The organism is Mesorhizobium sp. M1A.F.Ca.IN.022.06.1.1 (assembly GCF_003952605.1).
Lineage (GTDB): Bacteria > Pseudomonadota > Alphaproteobacteria > Rhizobiales > Rhizobiaceae > Mesorhizobium.
The window spans coordinates 4801975-4815335 of record NZ_CP034455.1 but is presented as its reverse complement, the minus strand read 5'-3'; the positions used below and the strand labels follow the sequence as shown (position 1 = coordinate 4815335).

General features: G+C 62.0%; 11 protein-coding genes and 1 tRNA gene. 8 read left to right on the top strand and 4 right to left on the bottom strand.

What is annotated here, in order from left to right; all coding sequences use genetic code 11:
- Positions 1 to 25 precede the first annotated feature (25 nt).
- Genes EJ078_RS23070 through EJ078_RS23055 form a run of 4 tightly spaced genes read left to right on the top strand, consistent with a single transcriptional unit; the run spans position 26 to position 2949 of the window.
- The gene (locus EJ078_RS23070) at positions 26 to 628 is read left to right on the top strand and encodes a TadE/TadG family type IV pilus assembly protein (RefSeq protein WP_245322565.1); all 603 of its coding nucleotides are present in this window, start codon (positions 26 to 28) and stop codon (positions 626 to 628) included.
- Entirely contained in the window at positions 625 to 1788 is a 1164-nt protein-coding gene (locus EJ078_RS23065) for an AAA family ATPase (protein ID WP_095826445.1), read from the top strand. Before EJ078_RS23070 ends, EJ078_RS23065 begins: the two co-directional genes overlap by 4 nt.
- Positions 1789 to 1843: 55 nt before the next feature.
- The gene (locus EJ078_RS23060; RefSeq protein ID WP_208720835.1) at positions 1844 to 2407 is read left to right on the top strand and encodes a L,D-transpeptidase; all 564 of its coding nucleotides are present in this window, start codon (positions 1844 to 1846) and stop codon (positions 2405 to 2407) included.
- Entirely contained in the window at positions 2404 to 2949 is a 546-nt protein-coding gene (locus EJ078_RS23055; RefSeq protein WP_127215758.1) for a hypothetical protein, read from the top strand. Before EJ078_RS23060 ends, EJ078_RS23055 begins: the two co-directional genes overlap by 4 nt.
- A gap of 43 nt (positions 2950 to 2992) precedes the next feature.
- On the opposite strand, the gene EJ078_RS23050 is transcribed toward EJ078_RS23055, so the two are convergent.
- Positions 2993 to 3529: a hypothetical protein gene (locus EJ078_RS23050; RefSeq protein WP_127215757.1), complete on the bottom strand. Its 537-nt coding sequence runs from the start codon at positions 3527 to 3529 to the stop codon at positions 2993 to 2995.
- Positions 3530 to 3659: 130 nt separating this feature from the next.
- Between EJ078_RS23050 and EJ078_RS23045 the strand changes: the two genes are divergently transcribed.
- Positions 3660 to 4361, top strand: a complete 702-nt coding sequence (locus EJ078_RS23045) for a thermonuclease family protein (protein ID WP_127847318.1) — start codon at positions 3660 to 3662, stop codon at positions 4359 to 4361.
- Between the two features lie 258 nt (positions 4362 to 4619).
- Complete coding sequence (locus EJ078_RS23040) at positions 4620 to 5360, top strand: GGDEF domain-containing protein (RefSeq protein WP_095832583.1); 741 nt, start codon at positions 4620 to 4622, stop codon at positions 5358 to 5360.
- A gap of 65 nt (positions 5361 to 5425) precedes the next feature.
- Here the strand turns inward: EJ078_RS23040 and EJ078_RS23035 are convergent, their stop codons facing one another.
- From EJ078_RS23035 to EJ078_RS23025, 3 genes are all read right to left on the bottom strand, one after another.
- On the bottom strand, positions 5426 to 6901 hold the full coding sequence (locus EJ078_RS23035; RefSeq protein WP_164750470.1) for an NAD-dependent succinate-semialdehyde dehydrogenase: 1476 nt from the start codon (positions 6899 to 6901) through the stop codon (positions 5426 to 5428).
- Positions 6902 to 7081: 180 nt separating this feature from the next.
- Positions 7082 to 7156: transfer RNA gene (locus EJ078_RS23030), tRNA-Thr, on the bottom strand.
- A 1810-nt stretch (positions 7157 to 8966) separates the two neighbouring features.
- Positions 8967 to 9188 carry a DUF768 domain-containing protein gene (locus EJ078_RS23025; protein ID WP_066998571.1) on the bottom strand — a complete coding sequence of 74 codons (222 nt, stop codon included), beginning with the start codon at positions 9186 to 9188 and terminating at the stop codon, positions 8967 to 8969.
- A gap of 229 nt (positions 9189 to 9417) precedes the next feature.
- On the opposite strand from EJ078_RS23025, the gene ligD reads away from it, so the two are divergent.
- A complete protein-coding gene (gene ligD, locus EJ078_RS23020) occupies positions 9418 to 11490 on the top strand; it encodes a DNA ligase D (protein ID WP_259980082.1) in 2073 nt (690 codons plus the stop codon).
- 92 nt (positions 11491 to 11582) lie between these two features.
- On the top strand, positions 11583 to 13289 hold the full coding sequence (locus EJ078_RS23015) for a DNA polymerase/3'-5' exonuclease PolX (RefSeq protein WP_208721660.1): 1707 nt from the start codon (positions 11583 to 11585) through the stop codon (positions 13287 to 13289).
- Positions 13290 to 13361: the final 72 nt, after the last annotated feature.

Here is a 13361-nt window from a genome sequence, read left to right as displayed (position 1 = left end):
CGCAAGATCGGAGGAGGGAGCGGCGATGGTCGAAATGGCCATCGCCATAACTTTGCTGCTTACCCTCACCCTCGGCTTCGTCGATTTTGGCTATGCCTTCTATCAATGGAACGCGGCGACCAAGGCAGTACAGGTAGGCGCACGTTTGGCGTCGATCTCGGATCCCGCCGTAAACGCAATGACACTTGCGGCGGCCGATCCAGCTACAAATCCGGGGGCGCCAATCACCGCCGGAACGTACTCATTCCAATGCAAATATTCTGGCAGTACGGGCTCGTGCAACGGCAATACGGCGATATTCAATTCCGCCGCTTTCAGTCGAATTTTTCGCGGTGACACCGCCGAGACCAACGACAATACTTGTCCTGTCGTGCAGCCAGGGCAACGCCCCGGTATGTGTCAGTTCTTTCCTAGATTGAATCGCGACAACATCGTCGTGACCTATGCAGCTACTGGCCTAGGCTATCAGACACGGCAAGGTGGCCCGGTTCCGACCATCACCGTCAGCCTGCAGAACATCAACTTCCAGTTCTTTTTCCTGGGCGGTCTGCTCGGGTTCGGCGATATGACCATGCCTTCCATGCTCAGTACAGTAACGGGTGAAGATTTAAAGAGTACATCGCCATGAACGCCATCGACACCAGAGTGCTGCCGACGAAACGCAAGCAGGTCGCGCTGTTTTCGTCCGATGCGAATTTCAGGCACGATGTAACCACGCGGCTCGACGCGCTGGCGATCTACGACGTCAAGGTTTCGGAGGCGGTCGAGTTCCTCAAGGGGCCGCCGGTCGATGCACGTCCCGGCATCATTATCCTCGATCTCGGCGACGGCGAGCTGCTCGGCAACAATGCCCTTGTCGAGGCGCGTTCGACCTGGGCTTCGGTGCCGCTGATAGCGGTCTCGGGCGAGCTGACGTCCGAGCAGACGCGGGTGCTGGTGCGCATGAATGCGTCGGACTGGCTGCACAAGCCGCTCGACGCCAAGGAGCTGCTCAACGCCGTCACCTTCCACGACACCGGCAACCAGGGCACCAAAAGCCGCATCGTCACCTTCATTGCCGCCAGCGGCGGCGCCGGAGCGACGACGCTGGCCATCTCGGCGGCCGAGCACCTCGCGTCGAAATCGGCCGAGCGGGCGGCGTCGACCTGCCTGGTCGACCTCGACTTCCAGAGCGCCAATTGCGGCGCCTATCTCAACCAGTTCAACCAGTTCGACCTCGCCGGCATCATCGGCCAGCCCGAGCGGCTCGATGTCGAGCTGATGGACGTCATCAAGCTGTCGCGGCCATCGGGCCTCACGCTCTATTCCTTCGAGCGGCCGCAATTGCCGTTCGAGCCGCGCGGCGCCGATTTCGTCTTCCGGCTGCTCGACCTCGTCGCCTACCGCTTCGACGACATCGTCATCGACCTGCCGAACATCGAGACGCCGTGGCACGAGTCGGTGCTGCGCACCAGCGACGAGATCTTCATCGTCTTCGAGCTCAACGTCGCCTCGCTCAGGCAGGGCAAGCGGCTCTACAAGAAGATCCGCGAATTGCGCGGCAACGGCGTCTCGATCACGCTCGTCGCCAACAAGCACAAGCGCAAATGGTTCGGCAACCACTTCTCGCGCAGCGAGCTGGAGAAGATCTTCAAGGCGCCGCACATCAAGTCGCTGGTGCTCGACAACGCGCTGCTGGCCGACGCGCTGAACCGCGCCATACTGCCCTCGGAGGTGGACGGGCGGGCCCGCTTCAACAAGGACCTGAAGCGCATGTTCAAGGAGCGGCTGGACAATGCCCAGCGCTAGAGCAACTCCAGGAGATCCGGGCAGCGGTTTTCCATCAGGAATTGCGAGAACGCAAATGCGGCGGATAGCGACACGCCTGGCCGGCGCCTGCCTGATCGGCATCGCGCTGGCGGTGCCTTGCGATCTCGCGGAAGCCGGATCGGGACTGCCGCCGCTTTCCGCCATGGGCCCCAGCCTGCGCAAGACGGTCGCCTTGCAGACCGGCGAGCAGCCGGGAACGATCATCATCCGCAAAAACGAGAAGGCGCTCTATCTGGTCACGAACAAGAGCCAGGCGCTGCGCTACCAGATCAGCGTCGGCCGCGACGGCTTCGGCTGGACCGGCACCGTCAAGGTCGCAGCCAAGACCGAATGGCCGGAATGGCGCCCGCCCAAAGAAATGCGCGTCCGCCAGCCGGAGCTGCCGGCGATGGTGCCCGCCGGTCCCTACAATCCGCTCGGCGCCAGGGCGCTCTATCTGTCGCGCGACGGGCGCGACACGCTCTATCGCATCCATGGCACCAACGATCCCAAAGGTGTCGGCTTCGACGGCACGTCCGGATGTTTTCGGCTGACGAACACGGATGTGATAGATCTCTTCAAGCGCGTCGCGGTGGGCGCAAAGGTGGTGGTTGAATGACGATGATCAGCGAGGCGGATATTCCGGCAATCGAACTCAGCGAACGGGAAAAGGCGCCGGGCAGGCCGAGCCGGGCGAGAACCATCGGCGTGGTCGCGGCCGGCGCGGTCCTCGTCACCGCCATCAACGTCACCGCCGCCTTCTATCTCTATCGCGGCGTCAACGACCTTCGGGCATTGGAGGCGCGGCTGGACCAGCTCGGCCAGTTCGAGCAGAGGATCGGCGCGCGCATCGATACCGTCAACAACGGCTTTCAGAGCCGGTTCGAGACGCTGGACCGGCAGCTGCAGGCGAGTTTCGGCCAGATAAACGGCAATCTTGCCCGGCTTGAGCAGCGCCAGCCCGTCGCCGCCGATGCCGAAACCCCGCGGGCGCCAGAGCCCAGTTTCGCCAACACGACCGTGGCCGAGGCCTCGGCAGGTGAAAACCCCTCCGTCGGCGCGCCGGCATTCAAGGGCAAGGCCGCGCCGCCCGGACCCAATCCGTCCTATCAGCGCATCCAGCAGGCCGACGGCAAAGTCTACTACAAGAAGATCAACTGACGCGGCATCGGGCGATAGCGGAAGGCATTCCGATCAGCGGGGTCTACAGATCACGCTGCAGCGCCAGGATGCGGACGGCGCGGGCTTCGGCGCGCAGCCTCGCCTCGCGCAGGAAGGCGACATGGCAATAGGCGCAGGCCGCAAGGCCAAGGCACAGCACCATGCAGTTTTTCAAGCTGAAGTCGATCGCCAGCGAGAATTGAAAGCCGCGCGGCGCCGTGAAGGTGGCGATCGTGCTCGCCGTTTCCGAATGGCTGCCGGCTGCTATCATCAGACCGGCGAACATCAGCGCGGCATGGTTGGCGAGGAAGAAGCCGGCGGATCTCTTGGCATGGCAAGCCATCCAGCAGACGCCTGACGCAACGACGATGACGGCGGCATCGATGGCCATCGAGCCGCCGAGATAGAAGTCCACCTGCTGCCAGAACATCGTCGAGAAGGGGCGCAGCTCGAGCCAGATGCGCCACATGGTCGGGCTGGCCGAATAGGTTCCGAGCAGAAACGTCGCCGTCCGTTCCGCCGCCAGCAGGAACAGCATGAAAGCCGGGAAGGCAAAGAGCAGTGTCGGCTTGCGCGTCATGTCATCCCCCTCGACATCCGATGCTCGATTGTAGGCCGCATTGGTTGCGCGAGACTTAACGCAAAGCCTTGCTTTTCAAGCGATGTCATCGGCGCCTAATGTATGATCCGGTGAAACGACGAGGCGCGCTTTGGGCGAGGCGAAATCGACCGGCCGGCTTGCCACGACGCTCGGCAGCCTCGGGCTGGTCGCCGGCGCGCTGCTGGTTGCCGCGTCGAGACACTGGTTGCCGCTCGACCTCCCCTCCCCGCCCGCCCAGGTCGCGAGCGAAGCCCGACCTGCCTCGCGCATCGCCGTCCACGACACGCGGCCAGGCCAGCCGGCGCGCAGGATAGCCGAGCACCTCATCGCGCCGCCGCCGCTCGACGTGGCGGGGATCGAGCGCATCGAGCCCCGCCCTCCGCTCGGCGAGCTCGGCCTCGCCGTGCCGCCGAAGACGCCGATGCCGCAGGACTGGCGTGAGACGCTGCTCTATCGCCCGGTCGCCACCTCGTCGGCGATCTTCGAGTCCATGGGGCGCAGGGTGATCGTCAGCGGGACCATCGAGGTCGATCCCGCCAAAACCTGCGCGTTCGGCGACGTCATCTGGCCCTGCGGGCAGCGCGCCCGCGCCGCCTTCAATGCCTGGCTGCGCGGCCGGGCGCTCAAATGCGTCCTGCCGCCCGATGCCGACCGTTTTGCCATCGCCGCGCCGTGCATGCTCGGCAAACAGGATGTCGGCGCCTGGCTGGTTGCCAATGGCTGGGCGATGGCGTCCCCCTCGGGCATCTACGGCAAAGCCGAATCCGTCGCCAGGGCTGCCAAGATGGGCGTCTTCGGCCCGCCGCAATAGGGCATACCCGGAAAGGCGCGCAACGGCCTTGCCTGCGCCATTGCGTAAAAACGGAATGGCTAAAGCAGCTCGGCGATCCTACCAAACGCTGACCCGTTTCAGCGACGAATCACATCGAAGCGAGAAGCGGGCCGCAGCCGCCGGCGCCATCCAGGGAGAAAGACACTGATTTCCTTCAAATTGTAGGCCACGCTGAAACGGAAATCGTAACACACCGCCTTTATGCCAATGCGTCCAACAGGAGATTGGCCAGTGAGTATGAAAACCGAGACCGCGCCGGCAGAGGCCTGGAAGCATGTCGTCTGGCTGACCCTGCTGGGCACCGCGGGCTGCGTCGGCCTGTCGCTCGGCCTCAACTATCTGCTGCTGCTCAGCGATGCGTTGACGCCGTTCGGCCGCAGCGTCATCACGGCCGCCCTTCTGCCCATCATAATCGGTCTGCCGCTTTTTGCCTTGCTTGGCTGGAGAGAGGTCGAGATCCGCCGCTACCGGCAGGAGCTCACCAGATCCGGCACCTACGACCATCTGACCGGCTGCCTCAACGGGGCCGTGTTCACGTCGATGGTCGACAGGCGAGCCGCCAGACCGGCCGGGCCGCGCTCCGGCGCTTTTCTCGTCATCCATCCGGAGCATCTTTCGGCGATCAATTTGCGCTTCGGCCTCGAATGGGGCGACGAAGCCTTGCGGCTGATCGCCACCGCCATCAGGTCCTCGGTGCGCAAGGAGGATCTGATCGGCCGCATCGGAACGGCGATGTTCGGTGTTTTCCTCGCGGGCGCGACCGAGGAGGACGCCAAAGAGGTCGGCAAGCGCGTCCGGGAAGCGGTCGGGCAGATCTATTTCGCGCCGAAAGGCGACAAGGACGTGCTCGCCATCCGCGTCGGCGGCGTCGTCTTCGAACATGAATTGGCTTTCGAAGACATGTTCCGCTCGGCCGAGGAAGGATTGTCCGAGTTGCAGGACGAGACCGGCTTTCACCTGTCCCATTTCAACAACTGAGCGGCGCGACCAGCGGCCAACCCCGCCGACAACCTGGCGGGAGCTGCGGTTCAAATCCCTGCGTCTCAGATGCCGCCCATGCAGAGATATTTCATCTCAAGGTAGTCCTCGAGGCCGTGGCGGGACCCCTCCCGTCCGATGCCGGACTGCTTGACGCCACCGAAGGGTGCCGCTTCCGAGGACATGCGCCCGGTGTTGATGCCGACCATGCCGTATTCCAGAGCCTCCGCCACACGCCAGACGCGCTTCAGGTTGGACGCATAGAAATAGGCGGCGAGGCCATAGATCGTGTCGTTGGCCTCACGCACGACCTGATCGGCATCCTCGAAACGGATGACGGGGGCCAACGGCCCGAATGTCTCCTCCTGCGCCACCGTCATCGCGCTGGAGACGTCGGTAAGGACCGTCGGCTGGAAAAACGTGCCGTCCCTGGCAATCCGGCCTCCGCCGCACCGGATCGCGCCACCCTTTGCCACGGCATCGGCGATGTGGGATTCGATCTTGGCGAGCGCCCGCCTGTCGATCAGCGGGCCGATGGCGACGCCGGGATCGAAACCGTCACCGACCTGAAGCTCGCCGACCCGCCGGACGAATTTGTCGACGAACTCATCGTGAACGTCCGACTGGACGTAAAGTCGGTTCGCCGAAACGCAAGTCTGGCCGGCATTGCGGAACTTCGCCTGGACCGCCCCGTCCACGGCGGCATCGATGTCGGCGTCGTCGAAGACGATGAAAGGCGCATTGCCGCCCAGCTCGAGACTGACCTTCTTGATCTGGTCCGAGCACTGGCGCATGAGCAGGCGTCCGACCTCGGTCGAGCCGGTAAAACTGATCTTGCGCACTTTGGGATTGTGGCAGAGCTCGCGCCCCACCGCGGCACCCTCCGAGGCATAGATGAGATTCACGACACCATCGGGAAAGCCGGCCTCGGCGGCGAGCGCGAACATGGCGCCTGCGACAAGCGGCGTCTGTTCGGCAGGCTTAAGCACAATGGCGCAGCCCGCCGCCAGCGCCGGTGAGATCTTGCGCGCCACCATCGATGCGGGAAAGTTCCATGGTGTGATCGTGCCGACGACGCCGATCGGCTGCTTGATCACCAGCATGCGGCGGTCCGTCGACGGTGCCGAGATCGTCTCGCCATAGATGCGATTGGCCTCCTCGGCATACCATTGCAGATACGCCGCCGCATGCGAGACTTCCGATCTGGCTTCGGCGAGCGGCTTGCCCATCTCCGCGGTGAGGATCGCCGCGAGATCGTCGGTGTGGGTGACGATCAGTTGATGCCACTGCCACAGCAATTCGCTGCGCTCCCGGGCGGTCAGCCCCGCCCATTCGGCCTGTGCGGCATAGGCCTTGTCGATCGCGGCGCGCGTCTCCGCAATCCCCATGTCGGGAAGTTCCGCCAGCAATTCGCCCGTCGATGGATTGAAGACCTCGAACGTGCTCCCGCCAACCGGCGTGCCAAGCGCCGGCACACGGTCGATCGCGCCGAATAGGTCAGGCGATTTCAGGTGGCGCATGATCGGCAGGCATAGGGGCAATACCGGTCTCCTCCTTCAACGAGCTGACATTTGAGAAGGTCAAGATGTATTCCGCACGTCTGCGCCTGTCATAGGGCCTGGGAAGGACGGCGGTAGACCCACCTGTGACAACTGGCTTCCTCGAACCATCGGCAGGAATGAGAGCTCGACCAAGGGAGAGGAGGTGCCCCGAAAGCGGGCTGGTGCTGCGAGAGAGGATTGAACTCTCGACCTCTCCCTTACCAAGGGAGTGCTCTACCACTGAGCTACCGCAGCAACGGGCGTCTGAATAACCGCAGACGCCTTGAATTGCAAGGCGTAGCGGCCCCCTTTCACACCGTGCGCCGTTTTGGCCCGATGTTGCCAATGTGGTTCCAAACGGGCTCGGCACGTGCTCCAGTCTACACCGGTCGGCCGTGAGCTACACCGTTTTTGTTGCCGGATCGTTGCCAGTTTGGATGCGAATTGGAATAGAGCCCCGTACAGAGGTTTTTCGCACCCCCGCCCTTCACTCGCTACCTGCGAAGGCCTTCGCGCGCGTCCTTGCCCTGTCCCCGTGGCGAATGCATGCGGTTTCGAGGATTGGCCTACCCCCGATTTGTGGCGCGCGATGCAAGGCGTATCTGTGAACGACCTTGTCGAGAGTCCGGCTCGGAGGGAATAACAAATCATCGCGCCGCGAAACCAAACCTGCCGACTGGCGGAATGTTCCGATGCGACCGAAGTCGGATGGTCTGACGCTTTGGTCCCTACGCTGAAACTAAATCCTCTCGATAGCATTGGATGGAACCGGCGGGGAAATGCGCCACCTTCCTCGTCGGCAACCGCTAGATCGATGCCCGCCATCCCGTTGCCCAGGGTGACGGGCATCGTGTTTTCAGCATCCTTGTCCGGTCGCCGCTTCTCTGTTCAGATTGGGAAATAAATGGAGCAGAGGTCGCACATGAAGGTCTATCGGGTGGAAGAGATGGATGGGGACAGCGTTGTGACTAGTCGTACCATCAACGCCAATACTCCATGGGTGGCAGTGGAAACGGCCACGGGCAGTGAGGTCACGGACCTACGCGGTGACGAACAGCGCTGGATCCGGGTCACGAATGAGGCAGACGGGGTCGTTAACAGGTACGCCTTCAAGTGATCTGATCGGCTGTTTGCCGGGCGAGCCGTTCTGCTCATCCATCAGGTGAACCTGAGGCGACCCGGCCTGTCGCGGGGTGGGTGGGATGTGGGGATCAGGCCGGGCCTCTTACCCCGTTCCGAGCCGGGGCAGACGCGCATTATGCGCCGCCTTTTCAGCGACTGACATTAACATTTTCTAAGACTTAGCGAATAAGCCCGGCAAACGGGCCGCCTCAGAGATGCCCGGCCTGCCGAGGTATCGAGGGGACCTAGGGCGCACAGGCCGGGCTCTTACCCCGATGGCCGCGGGGCAGAGCGGGATTCCCTTCCAGCGGTAGGCATCTACGTTTTTAGTGGTAGCTAAAGAAAAGCCCGCCGCAGCTAATTAGCTTAACGGCGGTGATGGATATCGCTAGGCTCTGCTCCGCTTAGAGAGCGAGCGCCATAGGTCCGTCTCATCGGTTGTGCCGTCAACGAAAGCTTGGAACACGTCCCTAGCCAGATAACCCCGCTGTTCGCGATCCTTCCTGGCTAGACGTCGCTCGTCGCACAACCGGTCAAACACCCGCTGGAGCATGTCCAGATCAGCGGGCCCGTAGACGCCACTGCAACGCGACAATGACATGACCGCCGCCCTCGGCGAGGCATCTGCCATTATCTCACAAAACGGTCCCGTTGTGGAACGGATTCAGGCCTGCGTGATTAAGCAAAGGAGCGGTCGGTTCCTTCAGGAATGTAGCCGTCTCGGTGGCAACCTAAAAAGCCCGTCGCTTACGCTCATTGGCTGCGGCGGGCTTTTTATTAGCTACCTCTAAAAAGGCGGATGCCTACCACTGAACGGTGGCGCATAATGCATCTCTGCCCCGCCGCGGTTGGCACGGGGTAAGAGCCCGGCCTGTGCGCCAAGGTCTCCTCGACCCCTCGGCAGGCCGGGCGCTCCATGTCTAGCCTGCATCGTGCTGCGGCGTCAGGCCGCCAAGCCGCCTTCTCGGTTCTGCATCGCATCGAGAATCACTTCGAAGACGGTGCCAACCTCCTCGCTGATCTCGTCGGGGCTAATGCCTTCTCGCTCAGCAGCTTTCAGGGCCTCTTCGACGAGGTAAACGATGGCCATTGAATCGTCCGTGATCGCATTCGGCAGGTGATCCGCCATCCACCGGTCTAAGAAATTGATCCCGCGCGTGGTCATGGCCAGAGAAGCCGGAAAGCGGCGTTAGGTTCCGTCTTCGCTGATGCCCTGCACGGCACCATGCCGCAGCTTTGGCTGTTCCTAAGATGGCGGACCCAGGCTGTTATGCTGCCCGGTTTCACCCGTTCAACCGTCGGGTCGATGATGGCCGGGAGGCATCGGCGGAGGCGCCACTCTGGTGTTCTGCACGAGCTGATGCAGGCGATCGCGGAGCTGCTTCCGAAGCGTGATGGGCGGGTCCGCATACTTGCCGTCTCGGGCAACGATACCGCTGCGGGCTTGCAGGCAGGCACACGGACTCAGCAATAATGGAGACAAGCTCAACCCCCGGAACGAAACCAAAGAAGCAATCACGCGTTGGACGCGATTAAGCCAATTCGTCTCGGGTTTGGGGTGCGTGAGAGTGGTCAAGCCAACGTCGCGTAAGGCAATCCCTGGGTGGAGCGCTCCTCAAGCGAAGTCGCCTATTCGTGACCGGACCAAATTAGCGCTTCCCACTTTTCGGCCCGTCCAGCTGGCAACGCTCGTAGACACCGTCCCTGCCGGCGACCGCTGGATCCACGAAATGAAATACGACGGCTACCGCATCCTCGTTGGTGTCGGCAGTGGGGAAGCGCGTGCCTACACGCGCTCTGGTCTGGACTGGTCGCAGCGTTTTCCTTCGGTTCTTTCGGAAGCCCGCAAGCTCAAGGTCCGCTCCGCTCTGATCGACGGCGAAGCCGTCGTTGTCGATGCGAACGGAAGATCAAACTTCCAGGCACTTCAGAACGCATTAAAGGGTGCGCCAGCCACTATCGATTTTTATGCCTTCGATCTCCTTGAGCTCGACGGCGAAGATCTCACGAGGCGCCCGCTCCTTGAACGCAAGGAGAAGCTCCAGGCAATTTTGCCCGCGAAGAACGCGATCCTTCGCTATTCCGATCATATCCTCGGTCGCGGAGAAGAGCTGCTCGAACGCTTTTGCGCAGCCGGTCTCGAGGGAGTTGTTTCGAAGCTCGCCGATTCGCACTATGTGGCAGCCCGCGGCGGAAGCTGGCTCAAGATCAAGTGCATCAAGCGGCAGGAATTCGTAATTGTCGGCTGGACGCCATCCGACAAGGTCCGCGCCTTCCGGTCATTGATTCTGGGGGTGCATGACGGCGGCAAGCTGCGTTATGCCGGGAAAGTCGGCACCGGCTTCGATACAGCTGAACTCTTCCGTCTCATGAAGATCATGGCACCGCTCGAGCAGAAGGCCGCGACCGTCGAGGCGCCGCGAGCCGAAGTTCGCGGAGCACATTGGCTTTACCCCAAGCTGGTCGCCGAGATTGCCTTCACCGAGATGACCAACGAAGGAACGCTGCGACATCCGAGCTACCTCGGTCTACGCGAAGACAAGAAGCCGGAGGCGGTCGTGCTGGAGACGGAACGTCGCACGGCCAAGCTGACCACATCGCCGGCGCACACCATCGCCATCAGCAACCGTGACCGCGTGATCTATCCGGAGTCCAATATCACAAAGGGCCAGCTCGCCGACCACTACGCGGCAGTCGCGGAGATCATGCTTCCTTGGATCGCCAGTCGTCCGATCAGCCTGGTTCGGTGTCCCCAGGGCCGGGCCAAGAAGTGCTTTTTCCAGAAGCATGATGCCGGGAGCTTTGGCGACAAAGTCCACCACGTCGGTATCACGGAAAAAGACGGCCACGAAGAGCCATATCTGTATGTCGACGATGCCGATGGTCTGATGACCTGCGTCCAGATGGGAACGATCGAGCTGCACGGGTGGGGAGCTCGGATCGAGGATGTCGAAAAGGCCGACCGCCTGGTCTTCGACCTCGACCCCGATGAGGGTCTCGATTTCGAAGCTGTCCGCGCCGCTGCTTTCCAGTTTCGTGATATTTTGAAATCGCTGGGGCTTACGACCTTCCCGATGCTTACAGGAGGCAAAGGGGTGCATGTGGTCGCCCCGCTCACCCCTCAGGCCGAATGGCCGCAAGTGAAAGACTTCGCATTTCGTCTCGCTCAAGCCGTCGCTCAGAGCGATCCCGCCCACTTTACGGCTGCGTTGTCGAAGGCGCGCCGGAAGGGTCGCATCTTCGTGGACTATCTGCGCAACCAGCGTGGGGCGACCGCGATCATGCCCTACAGCGCAAGGTCTCGACCGGGCGCGCCCGTCGCGGCGCCGATCACCTGGGCGGAGATGAAGACGATTGATGCGCCCTCTCATTTCCACGTCGGCGATGCTCCTGAATTGAAGAAACGCGCAGCCTACAAATCATTGGCGGGGTGGGGTCGCGCCGACCAGTCCTTGCCTAATCTGTAGCGCCCACTCCGCGAAAAAGGCATCAACTGTGGATGGAGCGTTTCGCGGTCCTTGCCTGGAACCTGCAAAGATCGGCCCCGTTTGCATCGACCATGTCCAAAACCGATCCGCGGACAGTCGCCAGCCTCCTGAGGGAATACGCACATCGCTTATCGCTGCGCGGGGACAATCCCTATCGCACCAAGGCTTACTTGCGCGCGGCCGACAGTCTGGCTGCGTTGTCGCAGCCGCTTGACCGGATCATCGCCGCGGGCGCCCTCACCAGGATCCCAGGGATTGGTGACGCTATCGCAGACATTGTGAGCAAGCTCCACGAATCGGGCACGCACCCACGCCTTGAGAAGCTGCGCGAGGAGGTGCCGGCGGGTGTAATGGAGCTGTTTGCCATACCCGGGCTCCGGCCCGACAAGATACTGAAGCTTCATCAGGCGCTCGGCGTGAACTCGTTGGCTGAGCTCGAAGCGGCGGCAAGGGCAGGTCGCATCCGGCCAGTCAAAGGCCTCGGCGCGTCGCTTCAGACTAAAATCCTGCAGAACCTGGCTATCGCTCGAAGCGGCGAAACACAGCTTCACCTGCACAAGGCCGCCGCTCTACTTGAGCCTGCGGTTATGTCGGTGAAGCAGGAGCATCCCGAGTTTTCGCGCGTGGAAATCGCCGGTGATTTCCGACGTGGTTGCGAACTTGTTGCCGACCTCGCGCTGGTCGCGCAGGGGAAGAAGCGGACCGAAATCGAGCAGTCCACCCTCAGGCTCGTCGTAACGGACAAGAAACACTTTGGCGCGAGCTTCCTCGAAGCCACCGGGTCGGCAGCCCATCTTGAGCAGTTGAAGATGTATGCTGCCGAGAGAGGGTTCGCGCTCAAACCCGATGGGCTCTACCGGGGGAGAAAGCTGATCGCATCAGTGACAGAGGAAGAAATCTACGAAGCGTTAGGCCTGCAGTTCATCGAACCCGAACTGCGCGAAGGCAGGGACGAGATTGAGCGGGCAGCGAGGCGGCAACTCCCTACCCTGGTCCGAGATGAAGATCTCAATGGCATCCTGCATTCTCACACGACCGCATCCGATGGCACCGAGACGCTTGAGGCAATGGCTGAAGCGACCCGTGAGCGCGGGTTCGAGTACTATGGTGTCGCCGACCATTCGCAGTCTGCGCACTACGCGGGCGGCCTCACATTGCAGGAGATTGCTGAGCAGCACCGCGAAGCGGATCGGCTGAATAAGAGGTACGGTGGAAAATTCCGGATCCTCAAGGGCGTCGAGGCAGACATCCTGGCCGACGGCTCGCTTGACTATCCGGACCACGTCTTGGAGCAGTTCGATTTCGTTGTCGCGAGCGTGCACAGCCGCTTCAAGTTGCCAAAGAAAGAGCAGACGGACCGTATCATTGAGGCAATCGCGAACCCCTTCACGACAATCATCGGGCACATGACCGGTCGCCAGTTGTTGCGTCGCCCCGGCTATGATCTGGACGTCGACAAGGTCCTCAGAACGTGCGCGAGATATGGCGTCGCTGTCGAAATCAATGCGCATCCGTGGCGGCTCGATCTCGACTGGCGGTGGCACCAGAAGGCACTCGACTACGGCTGCATCTTCAGCATCAACCCGGACGCGCATTCGATCCGCGAACTCGATCACATGCATTGGGGTGTCGAGATGGCCCGCAAGGGGGGCGTTCCTAGGACGCGGGTTCTCAACGCGATGGGTTTGGCGGCTCTGATTGCGCACCTTTCAAGGCGCAAGCGCGATTCCAAGACCGGCGGCAACAGCCGCTCGCCTGCGCGGAAAGCTGTTGCATAGAATCGAGGTCCTAGCTTTCAGCATAGATTAGCGCTTAGTGTGACGTCAGCAGCTTTGGCCCAGTTCGGCGAT

What these genes read in the sequence shown, in the direction of transcription:
- EJ078_RS23070 (WP_245322565.1), top strand. Translation starts at nt 26, where the DNA reads ATGGTCGAAATGGCCATCGCCATAACTTTGCTGCTTACCCTCACCCTC.
- EJ078_RS23065 (WP_095826445.1), top strand. Translation starts at nt 625, where the DNA reads ATGAACGCCATCGACACCAGAGTGCTGCCGACGAAACGCAAGCAGGTC.
- EJ078_RS23060 (WP_208720835.1), top strand. Translation starts at nt 1,844, where the DNA reads ATGCGGCGGATAGCGACACGCCTGGCCGGCGCCTGCCTGATCGGCATC.
- EJ078_RS23055 (WP_127215758.1), top strand. Translation starts at nt 2,404, where the DNA reads ATGACGATGATCAGCGAGGCGGATATTCCGGCAATCGAACTCAGCGAA.
- EJ078_RS23050 (WP_127215757.1), bottom strand. Translation starts at nt 3,529, where the DNA reads ATGACGCGCAAGCCGACACTGCTCTTTGCCTTCCCGGCTTTCATGCTG.
- EJ078_RS23040 (WP_095832583.1), top strand. Translation starts at nt 4,620, where the DNA reads ATGAAAACCGAGACCGCGCCGGCAGAGGCCTGGAAGCATGTCGTCTGG.
- EJ078_RS23025 (WP_066998571.1), bottom strand. Translation starts at nt 9,188, where the DNA reads ATGACCACGCGCGGGATCAATTTCTTAGACCGGTGGATGGCGGATCAC.
- ligD (WP_259980082.1), top strand. Translation starts at nt 9,418, where the DNA reads ATGGGCGGGTCCGCATACTTGCCGTCTCGGGCAACGATACCGCTGCGG.
- EJ078_RS23015 (WP_208721660.1), top strand. Translation starts at nt 11,583, where the DNA reads ATGTCCAAAACCGATCCGCGGACAGTCGCCAGCCTCCTGAGGGAATAC.